We start from the raw sequence: 25,348 nt of genomic DNA on the forward strand, positions 1-25,348 counted from the left end.
GTTACGCCTTCAATCACGTGTGTTCGGTCCTCGCCACGACCACCTGCACCGAACGCCTGCCGCACCCCATAAGCGCGTGAAGGCCCCCTTCCCTCGGCTCAGCCGAGGGAAGGGGGCCTTCACGCGCAAAAGACCTACTCGGCGACCTCTTCGATAGCGGAGGTTCCGCGAGAGCCAGGAGTCCCGTACCGCTCCCAGACCTCGTTCAGCCGGATCCTCCCGTCCGGGAGGAACTCCGGGGTGTTCGTGCTGTGCCCCGCGATCACCTGACCGCCGGCCAGGACCATCGTGTACGCCATGTCGATGGTCCCGTCCTCGCCGCATTTCCCGGTGAGCGACCCGAGCCGCACACCGCCGCCGGTCAGTTCGGCCCACACCAGGTCGTCCTTCTGCCGGTACAGGGTGACCGGCGCGTTCGGGTCGGCACTGACCTTGCGGAACCGTTTCCCGTCGTAGTTGATCATCCGTGCTGCTCCGTTCGAGTCGGGAACCACAGGTCGTCCGAGGTGAGATCCGCGAGGTCGTACTTCCCGAGCGCGCTGGCCAGGAGCCGCAGTTCGAGTTCGAGGCAGCGCACCAGCCGCACGAGCCCTTCGGTCGCGTCCTCGTCGACGGCGAGGAGCGCCGCCCGGCCGAGGCCGACCGCGGAAGCGCCCATCGCCAGGCATTTCAGCGCGCGGGCCCCTTCCCAGATCCGCCCCGACACGAGTAGCGACGCGTCATGTTTGCCGACCCTGCGCAGGCATTCCACCAGCGGCAACCCCACCTGGTCGAGGAACACCGACGGCGCCCAGCCGGTGCCGCCCTCGGCACCGTCCACGGTGATGGCGTCCGCGCCCGCCGCCCACGCGACCTGCGCGGCCTCGCCGACGTCACGGCCCGGGTGCAGTTTCACCCAGGCCCGGGCCCGCGGGTAGTTGTTGCGCATCAGGTGGATCTGCTGGCGCAGGATTTCCCCGGTGAAGGTGCCGGGACTGCTGGACCGCAGCACCATGGCCGTGCCGTCGCCGAAGGCTTCGTCCACTGTGTACTGTTCGGCGATCTCACCCGCGGCCGTGCGCGAGAGCACGGTCATCCCGCCGAGGCCCGGTTTGGCGCCTTGACCGACCTTGAGCTCGAAGGCCAGCCGCCCGGTTTCCAGCAGTTTCGTCGCCGACGGGTCGCTGTAGACGAGGTTCCACACTTCCGCGTCGGCGTCTTCGGTGCTCTGCTGGACGACGACGCCGCCGAGCCCGTCTGGCACCACGCCGGCGTACGCGCGGATCCGGCCGAGCAGGCCGTCTTCGGCGCTTTCGCCCATGCGACCGTATCCGTGCATGGGCACGACGTTCTCGCCGATCACCATCGGCATTCCGAGCCTGCCCGCCTGCTCGCTCACGGCGATGCCGAGCCCGCTGCCCGCCACCTGTGTGGATCCGAACGCGCACAGGAACACCGGCGACGGCGCGGTGAAGCCGCCGAGCACGGTCGACAGTCCGACGTCGCCGTAGACCGGTTCGCGGGCGAGGTCGAACATCTTCTCCAGGCGTCGCGGGACGAACACCGGCGGCACGATCCGCGCGCGGTCGAGTTCGTCGGTACCCGATTCGACGTCCGCGCCGAACAGCGACCGGCCGTATCCCGCGACGTCGGGGAAGATCGCCGCGCTGCCTTCCCGCGCCCTGGCGCGGATCGCGTCTTCGGGGAGCTGCCGTGCGGTGATCACGGCGCCGCGATCCCCGGCAGCTTCGGGTACGCGTTGGCCTGCCAGACCGCGTCCAGCCCGGCGATGTACCGCGTCACCCGCTCGAGCCCCATCCCGAAACCCGCGCTCGGCGGCAGCCCCTCGCGCGCGAGGTCGAGGTACCAGGCGTATTTCGCCGGGTTCTCCCCCGTCTCCCGCATCCGCTCGATCAGCCGCCGGTACTCGTGCGTGCGCTCGCCGCCGCTGCACAGTTCGCCGAACCCGTCCGAGGCGATGAGGTCGAAGTTCCGCAGCACCCCGGGTTCGGTGCTGGACTCGCCGTCGGTGAACCCGCGCGACCCCTTGGGATAGTCGACGATGAAGAACGGCCGGTTCGTCTGCTCGGAGATGATCCGCTCGCCCTGCCAGTCGATCTCCGCGTCGGCACTCTGCCCGTGCCGCAGGCCCTGCAACCGCGCCACCGCCTCGCGGTGCGTCATCCGCTCGAAGTCCTCTTCGAGCAGCGCCGTGAACGCCGCCTGGTCCCGGCCCAGCGTGGCGAGGTCCACTTTGGACTCACGCAGGGTGTACGTGACCACGTGCCGGAGCAGGCCCTGAGCGACGTCGAGCACCTCCTCGCGGCTCGCCCGCGCGACCTCGACGTCGATCTGGGTGAACTCGACCAGATGCCGTCCGGTGGTCGAGGTCTCCAGCGGCTCCAGCCGCACGTTCGGGGCGACGTAGAAGATCTTGTCGAACGCGAGCAACGACGCCTGTTTGTACAGGATGACGCTGGTCATCATCTTGTACTTGTGCCCGTAGTAGTCGACATCGACCTGTTTGGCACCGCGGCAGCCAGGGTCGGTGACCGGTCCGATCAGCGGCGGCTGGAGTTCCACGAACCCGTTCATCCCGAGGTACTCGCGGGTGCCCGCGGTGATGCTGTTCTGGATGCGCAACGCCGCCTGCGTCACCGGTGACGTCAGGTGTTCGCGGGTGCCCGGCGGCAGCCCGGCTTCCGATGTTCCGGTCATGTTCCACTCCCCTGTATTGGTTGTACAGTCTCGATTCCGGGCAGCCCGTACTTCTCGTCGAACGACCGCTCGACGTACCGCAGCGCGTCCAGCAGGTCGCTCGAAGTCATCCGCCGGTCCGCCGGCAGGTCGACGAGGTCACCCAGCGGCATCGCGCCGATCCGCTGCCATTCGAGGCGGCCACCGGCGTCCAGCCGGCCGCGCGCGCGGCCGGCGTTGTCCGGATGCAGGCAGAACGGGACATCCAGCTGGCCCCGAGCGAAAGCGGTGACCAGCGCCCTGCCGAGGTCGCTGTCGAGCGAAAGGACGTTGTCCACCAACGCTTTCGCCTGCGCGTGGATCCCAGTGTCGCCGAGACGGCCGATACGGGACACGCCCCGCGCGGCCTCGGCGGCGTGTTCCAGCGCGGTCACGTTCTCCGCCACGGTCGGCAGCCGGTGCGCTTCGGCGGTGGTCTTGACGATCAGCCTGCTCGCCCCGGTCCGCGCGGCCAGCCGAGCGGACTCCGCGATCAGCGCGAGCGCGCCGTCCGGGGTCCTCGGATAGACGCCCATGTAGCCGTAGATCACCACATGGGTCCGCGCGTGTGGCACGTATTCCCTGATCAGCGCCTGCAGCGCGGCGACGGCCTCCTCGTCCTGCCCGGCGTGGGTCTGCTGCGCGTAGCTGAAGGAAAGGCAGCGGATCCCGTGCCGCCAGAAGAACATCCCCTCCAGCACACTCAGCGCCACCAGCAGCGCCGGCGGGCACAGCTGGCCCATCATGCAGCCGCCGAAGGTCTCCAGATGCGGCTCCAGCTCGGGGCCCCTGGCCTCGGCCAGCGTTTCGCACGACCGCCGCCAGTTGTCGACGGCCGCCGAGAGCGGCATCCGGCTGTAGGGCAGGCAATACGACACCGGCCCGCCCTCGGTCGCGTGCAGCCCGAAGTCCAGCAACGTCCGCACGATCCGGCGGGGGTCCGCCGAACCGTGCCGGATCTGCACCGGGAAGTCCCTGCTCAGCACGCCGTCGAGCAACGCCGTCGTCGTCGCGGGATCGTGGTCGACGAGCGGGTACCCGTTGAGATCGGCGTCGGCCGCCAGCGCCGCGCGAGCCGCCTCGTGGTCGCCCACCCTGGTGTAGCTGTCGATCGTGATGGTGCCGACCGTCGCGGCCCGCGCCGCCCTCGTCGCGAGCAACCCTCTGGTCATCCGCCCCGGATCGGCGAACCCCATCCGGGGCTGGACGACCAGTTCTCCCTTGGCGTGGTGACGCGCGATCACCTCGCCGAACGACAGTCCCCGCGGCGGGGCGAGCACGCTCATCCGGCGCCCAGCGGGACACCGGTGCGCACGGACAGCGTGCGGAGGAAGGTGCGGAACGGGGTCAGGCCGCCGGAGTCCTCGAACACCGCGTCGAAACCGGCCTCCAGCAGCCGTGCCGCGTTGCTGCCGCCCGTGACGTCGAGCTTTCCGCCGATGACGACCGGCGTCGTGACCAGCTCCGCCCGCGTGCGGAAGGCTTCCATCAACCGGACGCCGTCCTGGCGACCGTGCCCGTTGAGGCTGCTGATCACCACCAGATCCGGCCGCCGGGCGACGCATTCGCGCACGATGACCGCGTCGGGCACGCAGGCGCCGAGGTTGGTCACCCGGCAGCCCAGCTCCTCCAGCAACAGCTCGAGGTACACCAGGTTCCAGGTGTGCGCGTCCGACGAGAGCCCGGTGACGATCACGTCGAGACCGGCGTCCGGGAGTACGGACTGGACGGCTTCGATGGTCATGGTGCGGCGTTCTCCCTCTCTTCGCGATCCGGCCGCACGTCGATCTCGATCAGCGCGACCGCCTCTTCGGCCAGGCGCAACGCCTCCGCCGGGCTGTCCGCGGTCACCATCAGATCGCCGACGCGGTCCCACGAACTGCGCAGCCCGTCGAACCGGTCACCCGCCGAAACGCCGACGTCGCACATGAACACGCCTTCGGACTGCGACGCCTTTTCCACTCCGCGTACGTCCTCGATGAGCCCGGGCTCGATCGAGAGGAACCGGACGGCCGCGCCGCCTTCGGCCTTGCGCGGCAACAGGTCCGCGACCGGCTCGTCCTTCATCACCGAGAAGTAGGCGCGGTTCAGCTCGACCGGGTAGGCGCGCTGGATCAGCTCGATGATGCCATCGCCCGCGAACCGGCCGGCACATTCGACCAGATACGGGACGCCGTCCGAGACGATCCATTCGCAGTGGACGATCCCGGTGCGGAACCCGGCCGCGTGGGTGAGGCGCCGCGTCTCCTCGTTCAGCAGCGCGGTCAGCTCGTCCGGGATGTCGGCGGGAACGATATGCGCGAGCTCGATCGGGCGCGGACCGGGGAACAGCTGCTTGCCGGTGACGTTGGCGAACAGCGGCTCACCGTCCCGCAGCAGCATCTCGACGCTGTACTCGTCGCCCTCGACGAAGCTCTCGGCCAGCATCTTCAGTTCCATCGCGCGGTCCGGGACGAAGATCCCCTCGTCCTGCACGACACAGTTCGCCCACGCCTGCTCGGCCTCGGCCTCGTCGGTGAGCACCTTGGTCCCCACCGACGCCTGCCGGTTCGCGGGCTTCAGCACGATCTTCCCCGGATGCCGGGCCATGAACTCGCGGACCTGCGCCGGGCTTTCGACGCGCGCCGAAGCCGGGTTCGCGATCCCCGCCGCCCGGCTGACCAGGCGCAGCACCGCCTTGTCCCGCAGGATCCGCGCCGCGCCGAACCCCGCGCCAGGCAGGCCGTAGCGTTCCGCGAGCCGGGCCGCGAACGGGGTCGCGTACTCGGTCAGCGGCACCACCGCGGCCGGGTCGAGGTCGTGGTGGACGTGGTAGAACTCGTCCGCCTTGCCCGGCAGGTGGAACTCCCATTCGATCAGCTCGCGCACCAGCGCCGAACCGGCCACCGTCTTCCGCGCGTCGCGTTTGCGGACGACGTCGGGCTCCTCGACGAAGATCACCGAACCGTCGGGCTGGAAGTCCTTGATGGACGAACCCAGCGCCGCGGCCACGAACCCGACCAACAGCACCGGCCGCGTCATGACCCATCCTCGACGTAGTACCAGTTCTCGGGATTGATCAGCCCGTACGGGTTGATCGGCGAGAACCCGCGCAGGTTGCCCTTGACCTCGAACAACCGCCGGGGGAACGTCGGCATGAAGATCACCGGGGCCTGGTCGGCGATGTACTCCTGGTACTCGTGCAGCGCTTCGAGGTCGTCGGAGGTGACCGTCTTCGCGATCAGCTCGTCCGCCTTGGCGTCGCGGTAGTTGCTGAAGTTGCAGGAAGCCGAGCTCTGGAACAGGTTCTCGCCGGTCGGATAGTTGTAGACCCAGCCGCCGCCCCAGCAGGACAGCTCCCACATCCGCGCCTCGCCGGGGCCGTCCTGCGCCACCAGGACCGAGCCCATCACTTCCTGCAGGCGGATCTCGATACCCGCCTTGGCCGCGTTGTCGCGCAGTTGCTCCATCAGCCGGGTCAGCGCCGGTCTGCCTTCCCAGTACCGCAGCGAGAAACTCAGCTCGGTGCCGGCGGGGATGCCCTCGCCCGCCTCGCCGGGGCCGGTGCCGGGACGCACGCAGACCGCCGGGGAAACGCTGACGTCCCAGCCGTTCTCGGAGAGCAGGCTCCGCGCCTTCTCCAGGTCGAACGGCCAGAAGCCGCCACGTTCGGTGATCTTCGGCGAGACGAGGTCACTCGTCGGCAGCACCGGGATGGGGCCGGTCTGGCTCCATCCGTAACCCTGGTAGATCTCGCGCGCGCCGTATTCCTGGTCGAGACAGCTCTGCAGCGCCTGCCGGATGTACGGCTGCCGGATCAGGTGGCCGGCGATGGTCGGGTTGCCGAAGTTCACCGCGATGAAGTTGATGGTGAACAGGATCTGCGGTTCCAGCTGGAAGCCGTCGCCGAGCGGGTTGGGGCCACCCTTGGTCGGATCGCCGTCCGGCTGGACGCCCATGCCCAGCGGCAGGAAGCCGACCTCGACGTCGCCCGACTCCAGCAGCGCGTACTGCTGTTCGTCGGACGACGTCGGGACCTGGCGCAGCTCGTCGAGGTGCGCGGGGTTCGGGCCGCTGTAGTGCTCGTTCGGGACGAAGGTGACGACGCCCTCTTCGGTGTAGCTCTTCAGCTTCCACGGACCGTCGACGACACTCCACACAGGACTGTCCGCCCAGCGCGTTCGGTGGCTGTTGTCCTCGGCGACGGGGTCGCCGTTCTCCGCCATCAGGTACTCGTACACGGCCTCGGCCTGGCCGATGTCGTGCGTGGCGTCGGCGGGTCCGTCCGCGGTGCGGTCCCATGCCTTCGGCATCGGCGTGATCATGGTCAGCTGGTTGAGCAGGATCCAGTTCTTCGAATACGCCTTGTCGAAGGTGAAACTGACCTTGTCTTCGGCCACTTTCTCGAACGACACCAGGTTGTCCGGGAAGAACCCCTCGGTGTAGGCGCCGAACTTCGGCCCCTTCACCTTCAGCATGTTGACCCAGAAGATGACGTTGTCCGCGCAGACCGTCTCGCCGTTGGACCACTTCCACGGCTTGATGCGAACCGTGCAGGTGCGGCCGCTTTCGTCCCACACCGGCTCCTCGCCGATGCTGAGGTCGTGGTCGACCGTCGGCTCGCCGTCGCGGCCGAGCCAGTACAGCGGCCGGTACATCAGCATCTGGAACTCGTAGAGGTTCCGCATGCCGTACCGCTCACCTGGGGTGAACGGGAAGATGATCGCCGGCGGGAATCCGGGCAGGCAGGCCCAGGTCGCCACGCCGCCCTTGATCGGCTTTTCCGTCATGACTTTCGTTTCCTCCGCTCGTCGCCGCACTCAGGCGGCGGTCGCCTCGAGAACCTCGGCCGGCCGCTTTTCCTGCGCCGACAACGGTTTCGCCAGACTGAAGTAGGTACCGATCACGATCGCGCCCTGCAGGAGAGCCAGTCCCCAGAAGGCGTAGGGCACGGAAGTCGCGTCCGCCAGCGAGGACAGCACGACCGTCGCGCCGACACCGAGCCCGAGGCCCAGTGCCTGGGTGCCGCCGAAGATCCGGCCGACGCGCTCTTCCGGGCTGGCCCGCATCAACAGGGTGCGGGCCGCGATCCGGCCTTGCGCGAAGCAGAACCCGGCGAACGGGATCGCCGCCATCAGCGCGATGTAGTGCAACGGCTGGATCGCCAGGCAGATCAGGTTGCCGAGCGTGCCGAGCACGGCGAGGTGGATACCCTTGAACCGCTTGCTGACCTTGCCGTACGCCGCGGCGCCGATGATGAACCCGGCACCGGCGAGCGCGTCGACCACCCCGATCATCCAGGCGCCCTGGTTGAACGTCTGCAGGATCAGCGTCGTCAGGATCACGTTGGCGACCATCAGGCCGATGTTCCCGTTGGCGTACAACAGCGCGAGCCGCTTCACCGGCTGGCGCACCGGCGTCTCGGCCGGGGCCGCCGGGGTTTCGGTCGTCGTGGTCTCGACGGTCACCGGCGTCTTGACCGGTTTGCGGCCGATCGCGTAGACCAGCACGGCCGAGAGGACGAAGCTCAGCGAGTTGAACACGAACAACGGGGTGGCGCCGAACCAGATCACCAGGAAGCCCGCCAGCGAGGACGCCAGCAGCATGCCGGAGTTGCTCGCCATCTCGAAGTGCGAGTTGAACTTCCCGAGCCGCTCGTCGCGGATCCGTTCCTTGATCAGGCCGTTGCTCGCGGGCATGAACAACGCCGCGGTGCAGGCGAGCATGAAGTTCGCGATGTAGGAACCCAGATTCGCCGGGCCGCCCAGCCACAGCCACAGCGGCAGCGCCAGCGCGGTCATCGCGCTCACCAGATCCGCCGCCACGCACAGCATCCGGCGGTCGACCTTGTCGACCAGTTTGCCGAACAGGACGGCGAGCGCGACCTGCGGGATGGACACCGCGATGAACAGCCAGCCGACGGCGAGGGTGGTCTGTTCGGCGTGGAAGACCAGGATGGCGGCCGCGGTGATCTGGAACGCGTTGCCCGCCGTGGTGACGAAGCCCGCCGGCACCAGCAGGCGTTCGGCGAGCCGGGAACTCCTGACCACGTCGGGGGAGAGGGTGCTGTCGAGTGACATGGGGTCTCAGACCTCGCTCGTCGGGGGGAATTCCAGTGGTGGCACGGTGAAGGCCGTGGTGTGCGTGACGTCGAAGGCGGCCGCGGCGATCCTGAGTTCGAACCCGCCTGCCTCGGCGGCACGCTCGGCGAGGTCGATCAGGATCGGCGACGCGCAGCCGATCAGTGCCCGCAGTTCGAGGAAGAGGTCGCCGAGCCTCGCGCGGAGCATCTCCTGGTCGAGGTTGCCCTTCAGCGTGCGTTCCGTCGCCGCCCGCAGGCGTTCGACGTGCTGCACAACCAGATCGGCGGCCCGGCTGAGGCTGAAGTCCTCGAGTTCGTAGTTCAAGGCGAACCGGGAGACCATCGCGGCCGCGCGTTCGGTGGCCTCGGCCGACACCGGGAGCGAGCCGTTCTCCCCGCCGACCTCGGCGGTGAGTTTGGCCAGCGTCTCGGCGAGTTCGTTCCAGGGCGCGACCAGCCGCTCCCCCGCGACCTTCTCCAGCGCGGCGCGGGAGAAGTTGGTCCGCGCGAACTCGGGGGCGGTGAGGTTGAGGTGGAACCGCGCGATGTCGCGGGGCACCTCGGCCGCGAGGTCCCTGGCCCAGACCACATGTCCCTTGCTGGTGGAGAACTTCTCGTTCTCCAGTTCGTAGAACTCGTTGACCAGCAGCGTGTCCGGGAGGACATAGCGGCCCTCGAGGGCCATCAGCTCGGCGACGTGGACGACGCCCCAGGTGAACAGCGGGTCGAACCCCATGAACACCACGACTCGCGCGTCGTTCTCCGCGAGCCAGGCGTCGTCGGCGGCGGCCTTCGGTTTCCCGTTGCGCCGCAACGCGTACTCGGTGCAGTACATCGAGGCGGGCATACCCTCGACCCACGCGTTGAGCCGTTGCCCCGGCGTCTGGAGGAACGGCGCCGGCAGGCCCCACTTCACCGGGTACGTGATGGCGAAATCGGGCAGCGGCCCGGCCAGCAGTTCCCGCATGAGCCCGAGCACGTGCGGTCGCCACGCGGGACCGCGTTCCTCGTAGTAGGCGAGGAGCTGCTCGCGGTACTCCGAGACGGGGAAGACCATGATCTCGGTCTCACGGTAGGTCACCTCGTCGGCGGGGTCGAGCACCGAGTACGGCTCGATCAGCGCGTCGAAGTCGATCGGATGCCCGCAGCCCTCGCAGAATCCGCCGCGGCTGTCGGCGAGGCACGTCGGGCAGCCACCGCCGACGAAACCCTCGACCAGGAACTCGCCCCTGCTCTCGCTGTACGGCAGCCGCACCTTGCGCAGGCGGAGCTTTCCCTTGTCGTACAGGCGTTTGACGTAGTCGTAGACCAGCGCCTTGTAGCCGTCGTCGGTCGGCGAGAAGCCGTCGACCTCGACGCCCATCGCCTCGAACGTGCGCTGGATGTTCTCGGTCGACTGCTCCACCAGTTCGGGCGGCGTCTGCCCGACCCGGGCCGCGCTGGTGACGAGGTAGGTCTGGCTGTCGTCGGTGCACGAGGCGAACACGGCCTCGCGGCCCGCCGCCCGCAGGTACCGCCGGTGCACGTCGGCACCGAGGTACGGGCCGGCGATATGCCCGATGTGCAGGTCTCCGTTGGACGTCGGGGGGCCGCCGATGATCACCACCGGTCGCGTGTCGGCCATGCTCACGACTCTTCCGCATGCCGGGCGGCGAACTTCGCCGTCATGTCGGAGTCCCACCAGATCGCGTACATCTCGAAGTCCTCGGCGCCGTCGTTGAGGATGCGGTGCTCCGTGCCGGGCTGGTGGAACTCGACGTCACCGGGGCGGAAGGCGCGGCGCTCTCCCCCGGACTCGACGACCGCCTCCCCGTTGACGGCGATGAAGATCTCGTACTCGTGGTGGGAATGCGCACCCGTCGCGCCGTGCGCCGGCACGGTGACCCACGCGCCTTCGAACGGCGCGTTCAGCGCCGCCCACGGCAGGAGCCGCTGGCCGTAGGCTCCGTTCTCGAAGACCATCTTTTCCCGCTCGAGCGGACGGATCTCCATGACTGTCTTCTTCCTTTCCTGGGACTCAGCGGGTGGCGACGATGGGCGCGGTGTCCGACGTCGGCTGCGGCGGCACCGAGGGGTTTTCGCCACGGAGGGTGAGGATGTCCTGCAGGATGTCGTTGGCGCGCGGGGCGAGGACGCTCAGCAGCGAGTCCGCGATCCCGTGCGTGGCCTCGTTGACGCCCTGGAGGTACACGGCCGCGGTGGCGGGCTGGTCGATCTCCAACCGGTAGTCGCGGGTCACCTTGATCTCCGAGAGGCCGATCGACTTCGCGATCTCTTGGACCATCTTCGGCATCTCCGGGGAGAAACCGGTGCCGAGCAGCACGAGGTCGGTGCGCAGTTCCTGCGTCTCGCCGGTGCGCCGGTCGGTCAGTTCCAGCACGATCTCGTCGCCCTCGTCACGGGCGTCGGTGAGGTCGGCCATGGTGATCATCCGCAGCCGGGAACGGCCGGAGAGGCGGTCCAGGTAGACGGAGCGGTAGAGCGCGTCCATCGTGCCCGGCGCCAGCCCGGAGTAGTTCGTGTGGTGCATCTCCTTGAGCATCTGTTCGCGGGCTTCCGGCCGCGAGCCGAAGAACGTGTCCACATGGGACGGAAAGAACAGCTCGTTGTTGAACTTGCTGCTCTCGTAGTAGTTCAGGCCGATCGAACGCATCACCATGGTCGGCTTGCATTCGGGCAGATCGGTCTGCACCGAGCTGAACAGTTCCGCCGCGCTCTGCCCGGCGCCGATCACCGCGACGCGGTACGGAAGGTCCTTGCGCAGCTTCGCGATCCTCGGCAGGTACTGCGTGCTGTGGATGACGCGGTCCTGGTTCACCGTCCGGAGCCGGTCGGGGATCCGCGCGTCGCGGCCGGCGCCGACCACCAGGTACCGGCTGCGGATGACCTCGCCGTCGGCGACGCGGGTGTCCCAGCCGGTGAGCGTGCCGTCCGTCCACACGGGAGTGATCTCGCGGCATTCCCGGCCGCGCTGCAGATCCACCAGCGAAAGCGAGTCGGCCGTCCACTTGAGATAGTCGGCGAGCTCCACCCGGTACGGGACGAAGCTGCCCATGTTCACGAACTCGTTGAGCCGGTTGGTGGCGTGCAGGTAGTTGAGGAAGGAAAAGCGGCTGCGCGGATTGCGCAGGGTCACCAGATCCTTGAGGAACGAGACCTGCGACAGCGCCTCCGGCAGGAGCATCCCCCGCTGCCAGGAGACCTCTTCGTCGCGTTCGAGCAGGACCGATTCGCGGGCCAGGCCGGGCGCGAGCTCCTCCAGCGCCACGGCGAGGGCCAGGTTGGACGGTCCTGCTCCGACTGCGAGCAGCTCGACATCACGGTTCGCCATTGTTTGCTCCGCCATCGTTGAGAGTGCTGGGAAGGGTGTTCTGCGGTGCGCGTGCGCGATCAGCCACCGGCGGCGACCGCGGGCAGCAGCGGGTGCGCGGTCAGCCGGACCTGGGCCATGGCCTTGTCCAGAACCGCCTCGCAGTCTTCGGGATCGGCGCCCGCGCAGATCACGTACGCGTGCCGCGAGATGAACGCCGCCGGCGGCAGGCGCAGGCGCGCGCCCGGCTCGACGAGCGCGTCGGCGGCGAGGATTCCGTTGTCCCGCAGGGAACCCGGGACGGACACGGACTCGACGACACAGTCCTGTTTCGGGTAACCGAACCGCACGCCGACCCAGCGGGGCTCGGCCTCGTGCGGGAGATGGGGACGCATGCCGAGCGCGACGTCGACCGCGGCCGCGCCAGGGTCGACCCCGGTCGCGAACTTGGCGAGCAACGGGATCAGGTCCCCGCCGAGCCTGCCGTTGATCTCCACGATCACCGGTCCGCGTTCGGTGAGCTTGAGTTCGGTGTGGGTGATGCCGTACCGGAAGTCGATCGCGCTGTGCGCGCGGGCCAGCGTCGAGCAGAGGGCCGGGTCGGCGAGCAGTTCGTCCGCGGAGCTGACCAGATGACCGAGTTCCTCGAAGTACGGGTGCATGCCGACCGTCTTGCGCGCCACGAACATCGGCGTGTACTCACCGTCCACGACGGCGCCGTCCACGCTGATCTCCGGACCGCTCAGGTACTCCTCGACCAGCGCTCCGCCCATGTACGCGGGAGAGCCGTCGAAGCTGGCGTCCTCGGCGGTGTGGAACGCCTTCCGCACCGCGCCGGCGTCTTCCGCGAGACTGACGCCGATGCTGGCGCCTCCCCCACGCGGCTTGACCACGACCGGGAACCCGATCCGCTCCGCCACGCGGACCGCCTGGTCCTCGTCGTGCACGAAGCCGAAATCGGGCTGGGCGACGCCTGCCGCGGTGAGCGTCCGGCGGCTGAACCACTTGTCACGGCAGCCCTCGATCGCGGAGATCCCCGGGCCCGGCACGCCGAGTTCGTCCGCGACGTGTGCCGCCGCCACGATCAACGCCTCGTCCCAGGACACCACGCCGAGCACCGGCGTCGTGGCGTGGAGCGCGCGGGCCTCGGCCAGCACGGCGTCCTGGTCCTGCGTGTCCAGCACCGTCGCGCCGGTGATGTAGCGCTCCTGCCAGGTCGGCTCGGTCCCATTGAACAGCCACAAGGGATGCCGGTGCCCGGCCGACGCCAACAGGTACTCCCGGTACGGCCGCGCTCCGCAGCCGATCACCAGGACAACACCCTCCGCTGAGCTCATTCCCTCTCCCCACCAGCCCGTCGCTTCGTCGCGGGCTACTACATCCCGGGGACGGGTTGACCGGAACCCTTGATTCGGGAAGAACAATCAACGCCGACGCGTGGCGCTGGTGTGCCTGGTGAGCGGTAATGGCGGTCAGGCCCAAGGAGGTCGAACGTGCCGTGTCAGGCGCGAGGGGGTCGTGAGTGGCGATTCGGGTTCTAACCCGAAACGCCACTCACGACCCCCGGCACCGACCACGCCACCCTTGCCTTACCCCTCAACAGAACCTCAGTACGCCCTAGACACTTACGGCGCGGGTGCCTTCACGGACTTCAGGGGATGGGCGGACCCGCCTAGTTCCGGTTCCCGTAGGACTGCTCGCACGGGTATCCGTCACGATCGGCGTCCCAGCTCAGCGGACGGCCCGCGTTCACCCAGGCGCTGAACGCGTACTCGAAGGAGTAACCCTCGGCGAGAAGCCGCCGGCACGAAGTGAGGCGCTGGACGGCGGGCGCCCGCGTGACCGTCGTCGGTGGCTCCACCACGACCACCGAAGCGGGCGGCGGCGGTGCGACGACAACGGCGGTGGTGGTCGAGGGAGGTGCGATCTCGCGCACCACGGTGATCGGTGTACCGGCGGTCGGTGTACCACAACCGCCCAGTCCCACGACGGAAGCGACGGCACCGGCCGAAACCAGCAGTACCGCGATCATCCTGTTCATATCCTTGCCTCCCGATGAAACCGCCGGACCCTCTCCGGAGGAGAACGGCGATTTCACCGGTGCCGTGACAAGAACCGCGTGATCGAGGCCTGAAGTCCCCGGAAGCCAGGAGCTTCGGCAGGGGGTGGATCGGGCCGGAAAGCCCTAGGACTGGATGACGTTCACCATCCACGAGATGCCGAACTTGTCGGTGCAGGCACCGAATTCGTCACCCCACATCTGCTTTTCGAACGGAACCGAAACCGTGCCGTCGGCGGACAGCTTCTCCCAGTATCCGCGCAATTCCCCGCCGTCATCGCCGCTGAGGCTGACCGACAGGTTGGTGCCCGGTTTGTGCTCCATTCCCGGCGGCGTGTCCGACGCCATGATCGTGTAGCCGCTCGGCGTGTCGAGCTGACTGTGCATGATCTGGTTCTCCACCGGCGAACCGGCCATCCCGGATTCACCGAACGTATTCAGCGTCAGTTCTCCGCCGAACACCGACTTGTAGAACTCCATGGCCTGCCGGGCGTCGCCGGCGAAGCTGATGTAAGGATTGAGACGGGAAGCCACTGGAACGCTCCTTCTGGTCGGGTCACGAGCATCCTGACAGACCCCTCCTGGCGCGACAACGGCTGAGCTACCGCCGGGTGAATTCCTTCGCACAACGAAAATTCAACCCCTTCACCGAATGCGGTGAGCGATTCCCTCATGGACTCGTCGCGAATGCCGATTCAGTGTCCGCGTATGCCCGCACTTCGGATACCCCGGCGACGGGCGGCGTGGCATGACCGCGTCTGCTGATGCGCCTCGGCCTGGGCACCTCCGCGCGACCTCGGCTCAGTACCCCGGTGAGCGGGGAAGATTCGGGACGTTGAGTGTCCCGAATCCTCCATCGTCGGCCCGGCCCGCCGAGATCGTCGTAGGTCACCGCTCTCACCGGCCGCGTCCCGAAATCGGGGCCGTTCGATGCCTCCTTGACCATGAGTCATCGAACTTCGATGTCAACCGATTGACTTTCGATAGATAACGCGCGAAACTCGATGCATGATCACAGGGCAACGGGCCGTCGCGCCGCTCAGAGTGTTCCTCCTGCTGTTGTTCGGGATCCTGGTCCTCTTCCAGACCATGTCCCTGCCGGGGCAGTTCGCGCATATGGCGCGACAGGACCCGGAGATGGCGTACTTGCGCTGGCCGGCGACGGCGGTCTCCATCTTCTGGGTGCTGTGCGTGCAGGTCGTGGTCGTCGCCACCTGGCAACTGCTCACCCTGGTCAAGAAGGACCAGATCTTCACCGAGGCGTCCCTGCGGTGGGTGGACGCCATCGTGTGGGCGATCCTCGCCGGCTGGGTGGTGCTGGCGGGCGTGTTCCTCTACGTCGGTTTCAACGCCGAAGACCCGGGTCTGCCGTTGCTGTTGTTCCTGGCGTTGATCGGCGTCGCCGTGCTGGGCCTCCTCATGGTCGTGATGCGCACGCTGCTGCGCCAGGCCACCACCCTGCGGTCCGATCTGGAGCAGGTGATCTGATGCCGATCGTCGTCCGCATCGACGTCGAACTGGCCAAGCGCAAGATGAGTGTCGGCGAGTTCGCCGAACTCGTCGGGCTGACCCCGGCGAACGTGGCGGTGCTGAAGAACGGGCGCGCCAAGGCCGTCCGGTTCAGCACCCTCGAAGCGATGTGCCGGGTGCTCGAATGCCAGCCCGGCGATCTGCTCGAGTGGGTCGAAGACGAGTCCTAGGCCGCCGAGAACTTCAGGTGGAAGTTGTCCAGCGTCGCGGGCAGTGGCCGCTCCGGCCCGAGTACGCCGCCGGAGGCCAGTTCGAAGCGGCGATCCCGGATCAGGTGCGCCAGCATCGTGCTCGCGCAGAACAGCACCAGATCCCGGCCGGGACAAATGGCCGGTCCGGCGCTGAACGGGACCAACGCCGGATTGGCCGCCGCGCTGCCGTCGAGCCAGATCCCGGGTTCGAACCGGTCGGCGCAGGGCAGGGATTCGGGGTCGCGGTGGAAGAACGGGGTGAAGATCAGGATCGTCGTTCCCGCGCGACCCCAGACGGTCTCGGCCGTGATCTCGCGCAGCAGGGCCGGGGTGGCTGCACGCCGAACTGGCGGCGGTCCATCCCGGAGCTGCTGATCTTCCTCGGCGCGACCGCGGCGAAGGCGCTGCTCGGCGACGACTTCCGCGTCACCCGAAGCCGCGGGGAGCGGATCGAGCTGGCGGAGTTCGACATCACCGCGGTCGCCACGGTGCACCCGTCCGCGGTGCTACGCGTGCCGGACCGCGACGAGGCCTATCAGGCCTTCGTCGCGGACCTCGTCACGGCGCGCGGTCGCTGATCAAGCCACTTCGGAGCTACTGCTGCCGCCGCCGTCGTGCAGGCCGAGCATGTCCAGCAGGGTCGCGCAGTCTTCGGCACTCCTCGCCCGTGAAGCCACGGCGAGGGCCGCCTTGCGGCGGATCGCCTCCTGTTCCGGCGTGTCCTGGCCTTCCGGCAACAGGTCGGGTACCGGATGAAGTCCGAGTTCGTTGTTCATCAGTTCCCCCTTTGGGTGAAGGACGACGTGCCGCATTGGTACCCGCGTCCGCGGGTTCGCACACTCCCGTTCCGGGTGAATCACCCTCGCAACGCCGGCAGCAGCGTGTCCTCGGCGAACCGGAGGAAGCCTTCCTGCTGGTCGCCGCCGATCTGGATCAGGGCGAGGTCGGTGAACCCGGCCGCCTCGAATTCGCCCGCCTGCTTCACGATCCGGTCGACGTCGGATCCGCACGGGATGGCCGCGGCGACGTCCTCCGGTTTGACGAACTGGGTGGCCCCGGCGAACCCCGCGGGCCCCGGCAGTTCGGCGTTGACCTTCCAGCCGCCGGCGAACCAGCGGAACTGTTCGTGCGCCCGCTGGATCGCGGCGTCGCGGTCTTCACCCCAGGACACCGGCATCTGCGCGATCTTCCTGCCGGGCGGGCCGAGTCTGGTGGCGTCCCACTCCCCGCCCAGCGATCCGTCCGGTTCCACCGCGATCATCGCGTCGGCGATCGGCGCGAACCGCGTCACCGACTGCGACCCGGACACCGCGACGGCGATCGGGACGCGCTGCTCCGGGAGGTCCCAGAGCTTCGCCGAGTCCACCCGGAAGTGGTCACCCGCGTAGTTGAAGTACCCGCCGTCGAACAGCCCGCCGATGATCTGGACCGCCTCGGCGAGCATCTCGTGGCGGACGTTCGTCGGCGGCCAGCCGCGTCCGACGACGTGCTCGTTGAGGTTCTCCCCCGCACCGAGCCCGAGCGTGAACCGGCCGTCCGACAGCGCTTGCACGGTCGCCGCCTTCTGCGCCACCACCGCCGGGTGATAACGCATGGTCGGGCACGTCACGAAGGTCATCAGTTCGACCCGTTCGGTGCTCTGGGTGACCGCTCCCAGCACGCTCCACGCGTACGGCGAATGTCCCTGCGCGTCCAGCCAGGGCGAATAGTGGTCGCTCATCACCTCGAAGTCGAAACCCGCCTTCTCGGCCCCGGCGGCGTAGCTCACCAGGTCCTTCGGGCCGGTTTGTTCGGTCATGAGTGTGTAGCCGATGCGCATCGAAGCCTCCTTCGCGTCCGACCCCCGCGTACCCGCCCGTTCCCGGGGTCAACCGGACGTTTATCCGGCGAATCGAACGGGGTACCTGACCCGGGAAGAGAGGAGGCGCGATGCCGCAGCAGGCTTGGAGCGACAAACGAGAACGTCAGTACGAGCACATCAAGGATTCGGCCGAGGAGATCGCCGCGCGCACGGTCAACAAGAACCGCGCGCGGGCGGGCGAGTCGCGCGAGGCGAGCCGGACATCCCTCCAGGACATGTCACCTCGGCGGCGGGGCGGCATACGGTCCGGGAACCGCTTGGGCCCGGACGGCCCGACCGAGGACCAGCTCTACAACGAAGCGAAGCAGCGCAACGTCGAGGGCGGGTCGAAGATGTCCAAAAAGGAGCTTCAGCGCGCCCTGGGCCGTTGATCAAGCGTCTCGCGGCGAGTTCCCGCCGCGATCACCCCACGGCCACGGACGGATGGGTTTCATAATGGATGCACACGGACGGGGCGGCCTGACTCCCCAAACCCGGCCACAGTCGGACGGGCTGTCCGACCGGGTCGAACTCCGCCTTCCTGCCGAGGCGGAGCAGATTCCCCTTGTCCGCACGCTCACCCACGGTGTGGTGTCCCGTGCGGACTTCGGCTTGGACGCCATTTCAGACGCGAAGATGGCCGTCGACGAAGCCTGTTCCCAACTTGTCCAGCCCGCTGCACTGGGAGCCGTACTTTGTTGTGTGTTTCACGAGGTACCGGAAGGAATCGCCGTCTCGATCTCGACACGGACGGCGAAGCCCTTCTTGCCGAGCGAGACGACGTTCGGCTGGCACGTCCTGACGACCTTGGCCGGCTCGGTGGCCGCACGATGCGAGCCGATTCCCGGCGAACTGGGGGGTACGACGACGATCGACCTCGTCCTGGCCCCGGGAACGAGCGACGGGTGAGCGGCGAGCGCAAGACCCTCACGCGGCAGGCGGACGACTACGCTCATTGCGGAGTCCTCTTCGACGAGATGTCCTCGTTGCCGGAGGATTCCGGACGCCGCCAGGATCTGCGTGCCCGCCTCGTCACCGAACTGCTGCCGCTCGCCGAGCACATCGCCACCCGGTTCTCCGGCCGGGGCGAGCCAAGGGAAGATCTGGTGCAGGTGGCGCGGATCGGCCTGATCAACGCGGTCGACCGTTTCGATCCCGGCCGCGGGCACGACTTCCTCTCCTTCGCCGTCCCGACCATCATGGGCGAGGTCCGGCGGCATTTCCGGGACACCGGCTGGTCGGTCCGGGTGCCGAGGCGGCTCAAGGAACTCCACGTCTCCCTCAGCCAGGGCACGGCCGCGCTGTCCCAGCGGCTCGGCCGCGCGCCGACCCCGACCGAACTCGCCGAATATCTCGGGCTCGAGGTCAACGAAGTGCGCGAAGGGCTGCTCGCAGGCCAGGCGTACCAGACGTTGTCGGTCGACAAGCCGGTCCATGACAACGCCACCGAGGCCCTTTCGCTCGCCGACACGATCGGCGAAGAGGACCACGAGATGGCTCTGGTGGAGAACCACGAGGCGCTGCAACCGCTGCTGCGGGAACTCCCGAAACGGGAGCGCGCGATCCTCGTGATGCGCTTCTTCGGCGGTTACACGCAGACGCAGATCGCGGAACGGATCGGCATCTCGCAGATGCACGTGTCGCGCCTTCTCGCGCAGACGCTGGACCAGTTGCGGGGCAAGCTCTCGGAGTAAGGCTCCGCATCCCGGCGCGCGATGCGATGCTGTGTGCGTGAAGTACGTGTCCAGAGTGCCGCGACCGCCGCTGGACGGGCTGATCGACGACCTCTACTACCTGGAGGGTTCGCCGCCGTACGCCCGGCTGACACTGCCGCCGTCGCCGTCGGCGTTGCTCATCGTCAACCTCGGGGCGCCGTTCCGGATCCGTGCCGTGACCGACATCGAGACGGCCGAGTACGCCGACGGCTGCGTGGTCACCACGCCCACTCGCGCGTGGGAGTTCGGCTATCCAGCACGGTCCCGGTCCGTCGGCGTGCACTTCAAGCCGTGGGGGCCGGCGCCGTTCCTGCCGATGCCCGCGGCCGAGCTGTGTGACCGGCCGGTGACGGTGGAGCAGGTTTGGGGACGGCCCGCCGTCACCGAGCTGCGGGATCGGCTGGCCACCGCGGACGGACCGCACGAGACGCTGACGCTGCTCGAGGAGGAGCTGATGCGGCGGCTGTGCGAAACCGACGGCCTGGGGCTGGTCCGCCATACGAGCAGTGTCATCGCGGCGGCAGGCGGGGCGGTGGCGATCGGCGATCTGAGCGAGGCGGCCGGTGTCAGCGGCACTCATCTGGCACGGCGGTTCAAGGAGATCGTCGGCGTCACGCCGAAACGGCTGGCCCGCACCTACCGCTTCACCGCCACCGTGTTCGCGATCGATCCCACCGGACCGGTCGACTGGGGCGACCTCGCCGGTCGCGCGGGGTACTTCGACCAGGCCCACTTCGGCCACGAGTTCCGGGCGTTCACCGGGCTCACCCCGACCCGGTACCTCGAAGTCCGGCGGCGGTTCCTGCGCGAACATCCCGGCCACACGCTGGACGGCTGGCCGCTGCCCGCCGATTGATTTCTTACAAGAGCGGCAGCTCACGACACGCTAATTTGAGGGCTCCCCAAGCAGAGGAGCGCCCCGTGAGCAAGGTGGTCATGTACGGCTCGGTGTCGGTGGACGGCTTCGTCGCGGACGAGAACGACCAGCCGGGGCCGCTGTTCGACTGGTTGTCCGGCGGTGACGTCCCGTTGGACGAGAGCGGCGCGCTGAAGGTGTCGCAGGCCTCCTACGACCACACCCGGCCTTACTGGGACCAGATCGGGGTGACGATCGCCGGCCGCCACGTCTTCGACCTGACGGACGGCTGGGACGGGAAGCCGCCGAGCGGGATCGACCACGTGGTCGTCGTGACGCACCGGCCGTCGCCCGAGGGCTGGGACCCGGAGGCGCCGTTTCACTTCGTCGACGGCGTCGAGGCGGCCGTGGCCAAGGCGCAGGAGCTCGCGGGGGACCGCTTGGTCGAGGTCGCCGCCGGCGACGTCGGTGGCCAGGCGCTCGCCGCGGGCCTGGTCGACGAGGTGCGCATGGACGTCGTACCCGTGGTGTTCGGGTCCGGCAAGCGCTACTTCGGGCCGGTCGACGCGCGGCATCTGCTGGAGGATCCCGACGTGGTGATCCAGGGCGACCGGGTGCTTCATCTGCGCTACCAGGTGCGCCGGGGGTCGTGAGTGGCGATTCGGGCTGCCGAAGGTCCGTGAAGGCCTCCTTGAGGGACCCAGAGTCCCTCAAGGAGGCCTTCACGGACTTCCGAGGGGGCGCAAGCCATCCGCCACGGTCAAGCGGGCTTGAGCGGATCGTGCCCGATCGACATCAGCTTGTGCCGCCAGTGCGCCTCGCCCGCGACCGGTTCCAGATCGTCGCGTCGCTCGTCCGCCACCCGCTGGACGACCGAGCGCATCACCCGTTCGTCGTCGGCGGTGAGGTCGGTCCTGCGTTTGCCGAGGATGCCGAGCACATGCCGTCCGGTCGGGGTACCCGCCTGGTCCGGCAGTGCTTCGTCCTCGGGGTCGGCCGACCGCGTGCGCAACCACTCGGCCAGTTCCCGCGAAGTCATGTTGACCACGCGGTGGAATTCTTCCCACAGTTCGTCTTCGATCTCGTGCACGGCGAAACCTCCTGCCAGCACTCGACTTCCTACGGTGTCGTGTACGGCGCCCGCTGTTCGATGGACGGGCTCGCGGCCGGGTAACGACCGTCCTGGCCGGGCACCGGCGTCACCGTCGTGCCCTGTTGCTCGGGCTCGACGCGCTTCGGCCGGTTGATGACCGCTTCGGCCTCTTGCTCCCCACGGATCCGCGAAAGCACGCTGAGCGTGATCGCGTGCGCGACGGCCAGGACCAGCAACAGAACGCCCAGCCTGCCCACCACACCCGGAAGGTCGCTGCCCCCGATGTCGACGGTCGACAGCAGCGCCAAAACGCCCAGCGTCGCGAGATGGAACAACACCGTGACGAGCCACGTCATGGACGCGCCCGCGGCCGGGTCGCCGTGGGAACCTCGCAGGTAGCGCTTACCGCTCTGGTAGATGATCAGACCGTCGAGCATGACCAGAGCCACCCCGATGACGAGGAAGGCCACGTATGCGTTGGTAGTCATGCCGGAACGCTCCCTTCGTAATGGACTCGCCCTTGAGATACCCGGGACCTCCCCCGGGAAAACGCCGTCTTCCAGGGGAGGTCCCGGGTGATGATCAGCTGCCTGGGCGGTCCACGTCACCGCGCCACGCGCCGGACTCGCGGCCGCGGCTCTCGATGAACTCCTTGAACCGCTTCATGTCGCCCTTGACCCGGCGGTCGAGCACACCGAGTTTGTCGGCGACGTTCTCGGCGAAGCCCTCCGGGTCGATCTCCATCTGCGCCGTGACACGGGTTTTGTTGTCGTCAAGGCGATGGAAGGTGATGACGCCCGCGTGGTCGGGACCGGAGTCCGACGTCCACGCGACGCGCTCGTCGGGATGTTGTTCGGTGATGGTCGCGTCGAATTCCCGGCTCACCCCACCGAACTTGGTCACCCAGTGGGTGTGTGTCGCGTCGATCTGGCGGATCTCCTCGACACCTTCCATGAACTGGGGGAAGCTCTCGAACTGGGTCCACTGGTTGTACGCGGTCTTCACCGGGACTTGGACGTCCACCATTTCGGTGATCGTGCTCATGCATCCTCCTGTCGGTTCGGTCTTTTCGAGCCGGCACTCCCCGGCTACCCGGCGCTCAGCGGGGCGAAACACGCTGTGATTGACCGGGCGGGACGCCGGGTACCCGCCGGGCAGAACGCTCCGAGGAGGTGCTCCATGATCGAAGAAACCCACCGGAAGCCGTCCGGGGAAAAGTCGGTCGGCGAACTGGTTTCCGACCTGAGCGACGAGGTCAAGCACCTGGTCCGCGACGAAATGCGGCTCGCCGTGTTCGAGTTGCAGAGCAAAGGGAAGAAAATGGGGGCCGGCGCCGGATTGTTCGGTGCCGCGGGCATTTTCGCGCTCTTCGGCCTCGCGACCCTGATCGCCGCTGCCGTGCTGGCACTCGCCATGGTCATGCCCGCGTGGCTGGCGGCCGTGGTGACCGGCGCGGCGCTGCTGCTGATCGGCGGCATTTCCGCCCTCATCGGCAAGAAGGAGATCACCAGCGGAACCCCGCCGGTGCCGGAAGAGGCCATCGCGGGTGTCCGCGAGGACGTCGACACCGTCAAGCAAGGAGTGCGCTCATGAACGATTTCCCCAAGAACGCGGAAGAAGCCCGCGCGGATCGCGACGTGACCCGCGAAGAGCTCACCGAGACGCTCGACGCGCTCGGCCGGAAACTGGACGTCAAATCGAGGGTGAACGACAACCTCGACGCCAAGGTCGACGAGGCGAGCGCCGCGATCTCCGAGAAGGTCTCCGAGCCCGCGGCGGAGAAGTTCCGTCAGGGCACCGAAGTCGTCCGCGCGAATCCCCTGCCGATCTTCGCCGGTGTTCTCGCACTGCTCGTGACGATCCGGCTGATCATGCGAAAGAGGTCTTCGTCGTGAACAAGGTTCTCTACAAGCCGCTGAACATGGTCGTCAGCGCCGCGGGCGGGATACTCGCCGGGATCGCGTTCAAGCAGATCTGGAAACGCGTGAGCGGCGAGGAAGACGCGCCGGACGCCACGGACCGCGACTTCACCTGGACACAGGTGAAGTCGCGGCCGCCGCGCAGGGCGCGATCTTCGGCGCGGTCAAGGCCGCCACCGAACGGGCGGGCGCGGTCGGCTACCGCAAGGCGACCGGCGACTGGCCCACGGAGGACTGACTATGCGCGTGGTGATCATCGGAGGCGGGTTCGCCGGCTACAACGCGGCCAAAACCCTCCTCAAATCGGTCGGCGACGACACGGAGATCGTCGTGTTGAACCCGACCGACTATTTCCTCTATCTCCCCCTCCTGCCCGAAGTCGCCGCCGGAATCCTTGAGCCAAGGCGGATTTCGGTGTCCATCCCCGGCACGCTGCGCGGTGTGCGGCTGGTGCTCGGCACCGCCAGATCCGTCGACTTCGACGGCCGCAGCGTGAGTTACGTCGACCCCGAGGACCGCGAACACTCCCTCGGCTACGACCGCCTCGTGCTCGCCGCGGGCAGCGTCAACAAGCTGCTGCCGATCCCCGGTGTGCCCGAGTACGCCCACGGCTTCCGTGGTCTGCCCGAGGCCCTCTATTTGCGGGACCACATCACCCGCCAGATAGAACTCGCCGCTTCCGCGCAGGATCCGGCAGAACGCGACGCGCGCTGCACGTTCGTCGTGGTCGGCGCCGGCTACACCGGCACGGAGGTCGCCGCGCAGGGGCCGGCGTTCACCGCCGCGCTCGCCGCCCGGCATCCCGAACTGAAGGATCAGAAGATCCGCTGGCTGCTGCTGGACCTGGCCGAACGTGTCCTGCCGGAACTCGACCGGCGCCTCGGCGACACCGCCGACGAGGTGCTGCGGGAACGCGACGTGGAGGTGCTCATGAAGACCTCGATCGACAACGCCGGCGAAAACGGGGTCACGCTGACCTCCGGTGAATCCGTGCCCACGCACACCCTCGTGTGGTGCGTCGGGGTCCGGCCGGATCCGCTGATCGAGGATCTGGGACTGAAGACGGCCAAGGGCAGGCTCGTCGTGACAGCGCAGCTGAACGTCCCCGGACGACGTGACGTGTACGCGTGCGGAGACGCGGCCGCCGTCCCCGATCTGACCAGGCCCGGCGAATACACGGCGATGACGGCTCAGCACGCCGAACGGCAGGGCAAACTCGCCGGGCGGAACGTGGCCGCTTCGCTCGGGCACGGTTCACACGGCACCTACCGGCACCACGATCTCGGATTCGTCGTCGACCTCGGCGCCCGCCAGGCCGCCGCGAATCCCTTGCACATCCCGCTTTCCGGATTCGCCGCCAAGGCGGTCACCCGCGGCTACCATCTGCTGGCCATGCCAGGCAACCGGCTGCGCACCGCCACCGACTGGGCGCTCGAAGCGGTGACGAAGCGGCAGACAGTCCAATTAGGACTCGTACGATCGGGTTCGGTGCCGCTGGACACGGATTCCCCCGAACTCCCCCGCACGAACTGCTAGAGGAGAGACGACCATGACCGCCGAAACCGATTCCGCCCGCGCCGAAGGCCCCTCGGTGGTCATCGACGGCGACAGCGGGGCGAAGCTCCTGGTCCTCGACCCCGCGGGCGAGGCCAAACACGGCGAACTCCCGGCGACGTGGCGGCCACTCGCGGCCCACCGTCAGGTGATCTGGTGCCGGCTGCCGGTCGACGGCGCCCTCAGCCAGGCCGAAGACGTACTCGGTGACGCGGAACCCGGCGGCCCGCCGATCGACGTCGTGGCCGCCGGCGAGGCGGCGGGAGACGCGCTCCGGCTGGCCGAACGACACCCGGGCGCCGCGTCCCACGTCCTGCTGATCGACCCGGTACCGGACGGGTCGTCCGAACTGGCCGACCGGGTGCGCTCCGCCGGGACCGCGGTGGACGTCCTCCCCCACAGCACCGGCGAACCGTACAACCGGCTGCCGCCGCCGCTGACTCTCGGGCATCCGGATGTCGTCGCGGGGATCACCAAGATCCTCGAGGACGTTTAGCCGCCGGAG

30 protein-coding genes and 3 pseudogenes are annotated in these 25,348 nt (G+C 68.2%); 12 read left to right on the top strand and 21 right to left on the bottom strand.

Annotated elements, in window-relative coordinates; translation table 11 throughout:
- Positions 1 to 134: 134 nt before the first annotated feature.
- From DL991_RS33055 to DL991_RS33120, 14 genes are all read right to left on the bottom strand, one after another.
- Positions 135 to 464, bottom strand: coding sequence for a hypothetical protein (locus DL991_RS33055; protein WP_125788278.1), 330 nt, complete (start codon positions 462 to 464; stop codon positions 135 to 137).
- Positions 461 to 1,705, bottom strand: coding sequence for a glutamate synthase-related protein (locus DL991_RS33060; protein ID WP_125788279.1), 1,245 nt, complete (start codon positions 1,703 to 1,705; stop codon positions 461 to 463). Before DL991_RS33060 ends, DL991_RS33055 begins: the two co-directional genes overlap by 4 nt.
- Positions 1,702 to 2,697 carry an asparagine synthetase A gene (locus tag DL991_RS33065; RefSeq protein WP_125788280.1) on the bottom strand — a complete coding sequence of 332 codons (996 nt, stop codon included), beginning with the start codon at positions 2,695 to 2,697 and terminating at the stop codon, positions 1,702 to 1,704. The genes DL991_RS33060 and DL991_RS33065 overlap by 4 nt, the downstream gene beginning before the upstream one ends.
- Positions 2,694 to 4,001 carry a methylaspartate mutase gene (locus DL991_RS33070; protein WP_125788281.1) on the bottom strand — a complete coding sequence of 436 codons (1,308 nt, stop codon included), beginning with the start codon at positions 3,999 to 4,001 and terminating at the stop codon, positions 2,694 to 2,696. Before DL991_RS33070 ends, DL991_RS33065 begins: the two co-directional genes overlap by 4 nt.
- Positions 3,998 to 4,459, bottom strand: coding sequence for a cobalamin B12-binding domain-containing protein (locus tag DL991_RS33075; protein WP_125788282.1), 462 nt, complete (start codon positions 4,457 to 4,459; stop codon positions 3,998 to 4,000). Before DL991_RS33075 ends, DL991_RS33070 begins: the two co-directional genes overlap by 4 nt.
- Positions 4,456 to 5,736 carry an ATP-grasp domain-containing protein gene (locus DL991_RS33080; protein WP_125788283.1) on the bottom strand — a complete coding sequence of 427 codons (1,281 nt, stop codon included), beginning with the start codon at positions 5,734 to 5,736 and terminating at the stop codon, positions 4,456 to 4,458. The genes DL991_RS33075 and DL991_RS33080 overlap by 4 nt, the downstream gene beginning before the upstream one ends.
- Entirely contained in the window at positions 5,733 to 7,484 is a 1,752-nt protein-coding gene (locus DL991_RS33085) for an ABC transporter substrate-binding protein (protein ID WP_125788284.1), read from the bottom strand. Before DL991_RS33085 ends, DL991_RS33080 begins: the two co-directional genes overlap by 4 nt.
- 30 nt (positions 7,485 to 7,514) lie before the next feature.
- On the bottom strand, positions 7,515 to 8,774 hold the full coding sequence (locus tag DL991_RS33090; protein WP_125788285.1) for an MFS transporter: 1,260 nt from the start codon (positions 8,772 to 8,774) through the stop codon (positions 7,515 to 7,517).
- Positions 8,775 to 8,780: 6 nt separating this feature from the next.
- Positions 8,781 to 10,400: a class I tRNA ligase family protein gene (locus DL991_RS33095; protein ID WP_125788286.1), complete on the bottom strand. Its 1,620-nt coding sequence runs from the start codon at positions 10,398 to 10,400 to the stop codon at positions 8,781 to 8,783.
- Positions 10,401 to 10,402: 2 nt separating this feature from the next.
- Positions 10,403 to 10,768, bottom strand: a complete 366-nt coding sequence (locus tag DL991_RS33100; RefSeq protein ID WP_125788287.1) for a cupin domain-containing protein — start codon at positions 10,766 to 10,768, stop codon at positions 10,403 to 10,405.
- Between the two features lie 25 nt (positions 10,769 to 10,793).
- Positions 10,794 to 12,107, bottom strand: a complete 1,314-nt coding sequence (locus tag DL991_RS33105) for a lysine N(6)-hydroxylase/L-ornithine N(5)-oxygenase family protein (RefSeq protein WP_125788288.1) — start codon at positions 12,105 to 12,107, stop codon at positions 10,794 to 10,796.
- A 59-nt stretch (positions 12,108 to 12,166) separates the two neighbouring features.
- The gene (locus tag DL991_RS33110; RefSeq protein ID WP_125788289.1) at positions 12,167 to 13,423 is read right to left on the bottom strand and encodes an ATP-grasp domain-containing protein; all 1,257 of its coding nucleotides are present in this window, start codon (positions 13,421 to 13,423) and stop codon (positions 12,167 to 12,169) included.
- Positions 13,424 to 13,758: 335 nt separating this feature from the next.
- A complete protein-coding gene (locus tag DL991_RS33115) occupies positions 13,759 to 14,127 on the bottom strand; it encodes a hypothetical protein (RefSeq protein WP_233599143.1) in 369 nt (122 codons plus the stop codon).
- A gap of 144 nt (positions 14,128 to 14,271) precedes the next feature.
- The gene (locus tag DL991_RS33120) at positions 14,272 to 14,679 is read right to left on the bottom strand and encodes a VOC family protein (RefSeq protein ID WP_125788290.1); all 408 of its coding nucleotides are present in this window, start codon (positions 14,677 to 14,679) and stop codon (positions 14,272 to 14,274) included.
- A gap of 474 nt (positions 14,680 to 15,153) precedes the next feature.
- Between DL991_RS33120 and DL991_RS33125 the strand changes: the two genes are divergently transcribed.
- Both DL991_RS33125 and DL991_RS33130 read left to right on the top strand, forming a co-directional pair.
- On the top strand, positions 15,154 to 15,633 hold the full coding sequence (locus DL991_RS33125; RefSeq protein WP_125788291.1) for a DUF2975 domain-containing protein: 480 nt from the start codon (positions 15,154 to 15,156) through the stop codon (positions 15,631 to 15,633).
- Positions 15,633 to 15,845 carry a helix-turn-helix transcriptional regulator gene (locus DL991_RS33130; RefSeq protein ID WP_125788292.1) on the top strand — a complete coding sequence of 71 codons (213 nt, stop codon included), beginning with the start codon at positions 15,633 to 15,635 and terminating at the stop codon, positions 15,843 to 15,845. Before DL991_RS33125 ends, DL991_RS33130 begins: the two co-directional genes overlap by 1 nt.
- Here DL991_RS33130 and DL991_RS33135 read toward each other — a convergent pair.
- Positions 15,842 to 16,198 (bottom strand): annotated as a pseudogene (locus DL991_RS33135) (cytochrome P450); the annotation flags it as partial. The gene DL991_RS33130 and the pseudogene DL991_RS33135 sit on opposite strands and share 4 nt — an antisense overlap.
- Between DL991_RS33135 and DL991_RS33140 the strand changes: the two are divergent.
- Positions 16,198 to 16,444, top strand: a pseudogene (locus DL991_RS33140) (uracil-DNA glycosylase family protein); the annotation flags it as partial. The pseudogenes DL991_RS33135 and DL991_RS33140 sit on opposite strands and share 1 nt — an antisense overlap.
- On the opposite strand, the gene DL991_RS33145 reads toward DL991_RS33140, so the two are convergent.
- Together DL991_RS33145 and DL991_RS33150 are read right to left on the bottom strand one after the other, a co-directional pair.
- A complete protein-coding gene (locus tag DL991_RS33145; protein WP_125788293.1) occupies positions 16,445 to 16,642 on the bottom strand; it encodes a hypothetical protein in 198 nt (65 codons plus the stop codon).
- 80 nt (positions 16,643 to 16,722) lie between these two features.
- The gene (locus DL991_RS33150) at positions 16,723 to 17,685 is read right to left on the bottom strand and encodes a TIGR03557 family F420-dependent LLM class oxidoreductase (RefSeq protein WP_125788294.1); all 963 of its coding nucleotides are present in this window, start codon (positions 17,683 to 17,685) and stop codon (positions 16,723 to 16,725) included.
- 110 nt (positions 17,686 to 17,795) lie between these two features.
- On the opposite strand from DL991_RS33150, the gene DL991_RS33155 reads away from it, so the two are divergent.
- Complete coding sequence (locus DL991_RS33155; RefSeq protein ID WP_125788295.1) at positions 17,796 to 18,098, top strand: plasmid stabilization protein; 303 nt, start codon at positions 17,796 to 17,798, stop codon at positions 18,096 to 18,098.
- A 315-nt stretch (positions 18,099 to 18,413) separates the two neighbouring features.
- Here DL991_RS33155 and DL991_RS43100 read toward each other — a convergent pair whose 3' ends face one another.
- A complete protein-coding gene (locus DL991_RS43100) occupies positions 18,414 to 18,662 on the bottom strand; it encodes a hypothetical protein (protein ID WP_199746370.1) in 249 nt (82 codons plus the stop codon).
- Between DL991_RS43100 and DL991_RS33165 the strand changes: the two genes are divergently transcribed.
- From DL991_RS33165 to DL991_RS33175, 3 genes are all read left to right on the top strand, one after another.
- Positions 18,612 to 19,400, top strand: coding sequence for a SigB/SigF/SigG family RNA polymerase sigma factor (locus tag DL991_RS33165; protein ID WP_125788297.1), 789 nt, complete (start codon positions 18,612 to 18,614; stop codon positions 19,398 to 19,400). The genes DL991_RS43100 and DL991_RS33165 overlap by 51 nt on opposite strands.
- 55 nt (positions 19,401 to 19,455) lie before the next feature.
- A complete protein-coding gene (locus DL991_RS33170; protein ID WP_125788351.1) occupies positions 19,456 to 20,277 on the top strand; it encodes a helix-turn-helix domain-containing protein in 822 nt (273 codons plus the stop codon).
- A gap of 65 nt (positions 20,278 to 20,342) precedes the next feature.
- Positions 20,343 to 20,930 carry a dihydrofolate reductase family protein gene (locus DL991_RS33175; protein ID WP_125788298.1) on the top strand — a complete coding sequence of 196 codons (588 nt, stop codon included), beginning with the start codon at positions 20,343 to 20,345 and terminating at the stop codon, positions 20,928 to 20,930.
- A 107-nt stretch (positions 20,931 to 21,037) separates the two neighbouring features.
- Here the strand turns inward: DL991_RS33175 and DL991_RS33180 are convergent, their stop codons facing one another.
- From DL991_RS33180 to DL991_RS33190, 3 genes are all read right to left on the bottom strand, one after another.
- Positions 21,038 to 21,367 carry a DUF3140 domain-containing protein gene (locus DL991_RS33180; protein WP_125788299.1) on the bottom strand — a complete coding sequence of 110 codons (330 nt, stop codon included), beginning with the start codon at positions 21,365 to 21,367 and terminating at the stop codon, positions 21,038 to 21,040.
- A 29-nt stretch (positions 21,368 to 21,396) separates the two neighbouring features.
- Entirely contained in the window at positions 21,397 to 21,858 is a 462-nt protein-coding gene (locus tag DL991_RS33185) for a hypothetical protein (protein WP_125788300.1), read from the bottom strand.
- 94 nt (positions 21,859 to 21,952) lie between these two features.
- On the bottom strand, positions 21,953 to 22,414 hold the full coding sequence (locus DL991_RS33190; protein WP_125788301.1) for an SRPBCC family protein: 462 nt from the start codon (positions 22,412 to 22,414) through the stop codon (positions 21,953 to 21,955).
- A gap of 135 nt (positions 22,415 to 22,549) precedes the next feature.
- Between DL991_RS33190 and DL991_RS33195 the strand changes: the two genes are divergently transcribed.
- The 5 genes and pseudogenes from DL991_RS33195 (at position 22,550) to DL991_RS33215 (ending at position 25,339) form a co-directional block, all read left to right on the top strand.
- A complete protein-coding gene (locus DL991_RS33195; RefSeq protein WP_125788302.1) occupies positions 22,550 to 22,963 on the top strand; it encodes a phage holin family protein in 414 nt (137 codons plus the stop codon).
- Positions 22,960 to 23,265 carry a DUF3618 domain-containing protein gene (locus tag DL991_RS33200; RefSeq protein ID WP_125788303.1) on the top strand — a complete coding sequence of 102 codons (306 nt, stop codon included), beginning with the start codon at positions 22,960 to 22,962 and terminating at the stop codon, positions 23,263 to 23,265. Before DL991_RS33195 ends, DL991_RS33200 begins: the two co-directional genes overlap by 4 nt.
- Positions 23,262 to 23,527 (top strand): annotated as a pseudogene (locus DL991_RS33205) (DUF4235 domain-containing protein). The gene DL991_RS33200 and the pseudogene DL991_RS33205 overlap by 4 nt, the downstream one beginning before the upstream one ends.
- Before the next feature lie 2 nt (positions 23,528 to 23,529).
- Positions 23,530 to 24,825 (top strand): NAD(P)/FAD-dependent oxidoreductase, encoded by a 1,296-nt coding sequence (locus DL991_RS33210; protein WP_125788304.1) that lies wholly within the window; start codon positions 23,530 to 23,532, stop codon positions 24,823 to 24,825.
- Between the two features lie 13 nt (positions 24,826 to 24,838).
- Entirely contained in the window at positions 24,839 to 25,339 is a 501-nt protein-coding gene (locus DL991_RS33215) for a hypothetical protein (protein ID WP_125788305.1), read from the top strand.
- Positions 25,340 to 25,348: the final 9 nt, after the last annotated feature.

This window comes from Amycolatopsis sp. WAC 01375 (assembly GCF_003947325.1).
In the GTDB taxonomy this organism is placed as follows: domain Bacteria; phylum Actinomycetota; class Actinomycetes; order Mycobacteriales; family Pseudonocardiaceae; genus Amycolatopsis.

Coding starts and splice junctions, on each gene's coding strand:
- DL991_RS33055 (WP_125788278.1), bottom strand. CDS start 464: ATGATCAACTACGACGGGAAACGGTTCCGCAAGGTCAGTGCCGACCCG.
- DL991_RS33065 (WP_125788280.1), bottom strand. CDS start 2,697: ATGACCGGAACATCGGAAGCCGGGCTGCCGCCGGGCACCCGCGAACAC.
- DL991_RS33070 (WP_125788281.1), bottom strand. CDS start 4,001: ATGAGCGTGCTCGCCCCGCCGCGGGGACTGTCGTTCGGCGAGGTGATC.
- DL991_RS33075 (WP_125788282.1), bottom strand. CDS start 4,459: ATGACCATCGAAGCCGTCCAGTCCGTACTCCCGGACGCCGGTCTCGAC.
- DL991_RS33080 (WP_125788283.1), bottom strand. CDS start 5,736: ATGACGCGGCCGGTGCTGTTGGTCGGGTTCGTGGCCGCGGCGCTGGGT.
- DL991_RS33085 (WP_125788284.1), bottom strand. CDS start 7,484: ATGACGGAAAAGCCGATCAAGGGCGGCGTGGCGACCTGGGCCTGCCTG.
- DL991_RS33090 (WP_125788285.1), bottom strand. CDS start 8,774: ATGTCACTCGACAGCACCCTCTCCCCCGACGTGGTCAGGAGTTCCCGG.
- DL991_RS33095 (WP_125788286.1), bottom strand. CDS start 10,400: ATGGCCGACACGCGACCGGTGGTGATCATCGGCGGCCCCCCGACGTCC.
- DL991_RS33100 (WP_125788287.1), bottom strand. CDS start 10,768: ATGGAGATCCGTCCGCTCGAGCGGGAAAAGATGGTCTTCGAGAACGGA.
- DL991_RS33105 (WP_125788288.1), bottom strand. CDS start 12,107: ATGGCGAACCGTGATGTCGAGCTGCTCGCAGTCGGAGCAGGACCGTCC.
- DL991_RS33110 (WP_125788289.1), bottom strand. CDS start 13,423: ATGAGCTCAGCGGAGGGTGTTGTCCTGGTGATCGGCTGCGGAGCGCGG.
- DL991_RS33115 (WP_233599143.1), bottom strand. CDS start 14,127: ATGAACAGGATGATCGCGGTACTGCTGGTTTCGGCCGGTGCCGTCGCT.
- DL991_RS33125 (WP_125788291.1), top strand. CDS start 15,154: ATGATCACAGGGCAACGGGCCGTCGCGCCGCTCAGAGTGTTCCTCCTG.
- DL991_RS33130 (WP_125788292.1), top strand. CDS start 15,633: ATGCCGATCGTCGTCCGCATCGACGTCGAACTGGCCAAGCGCAAGATG.
- DL991_RS33145 (WP_125788293.1), bottom strand. CDS start 16,642: ATGAACAACGAACTCGGACTTCATCCGGTACCCGACCTGTTGCCGGAA.
- DL991_RS33150 (WP_125788294.1), bottom strand. CDS start 17,685: ATGCGCATCGGCTACACACTCATGACCGAACAAACCGGCCCGAAGGAC.
- DL991_RS33155 (WP_125788295.1), top strand. CDS start 17,796: ATGCCGCAGCAGGCTTGGAGCGACAAACGAGAACGTCAGTACGAGCAC.
- DL991_RS43100 (WP_199746370.1), bottom strand. CDS start 18,662: ATGAGCGTAGTCGTCCGCCTGCCGCGTGAGGGTCTTGCGCTCGCCGCT.
- DL991_RS33185 (WP_125788300.1), bottom strand. CDS start 21,858: ATGACTACCAACGCATACGTGGCCTTCCTCGTCATCGGGGTGGCTCTG.
- DL991_RS33190 (WP_125788301.1), bottom strand. CDS start 22,414: ATGAGCACGATCACCGAAATGGTGGACGTCCAAGTCCCGGTGAAGACC.
- DL991_RS33195 (WP_125788302.1), top strand. CDS start 22,550: ATGATCGAAGAAACCCACCGGAAGCCGTCCGGGGAAAAGTCGGTCGGC.
- DL991_RS33200 (WP_125788303.1), top strand. CDS start 22,960: ATGAACGATTTCCCCAAGAACGCGGAAGAAGCCCGCGCGGATCGCGAC.
- DL991_RS33210 (WP_125788304.1), top strand. CDS start 23,530: ATGCGCGTGGTGATCATCGGAGGCGGGTTCGCCGGCTACAACGCGGCC.
- DL991_RS33215 (WP_125788305.1), top strand. CDS start 24,839: ATGACCGCCGAAACCGATTCCGCCCGCGCCGAAGGCCCCTCGGTGGTC.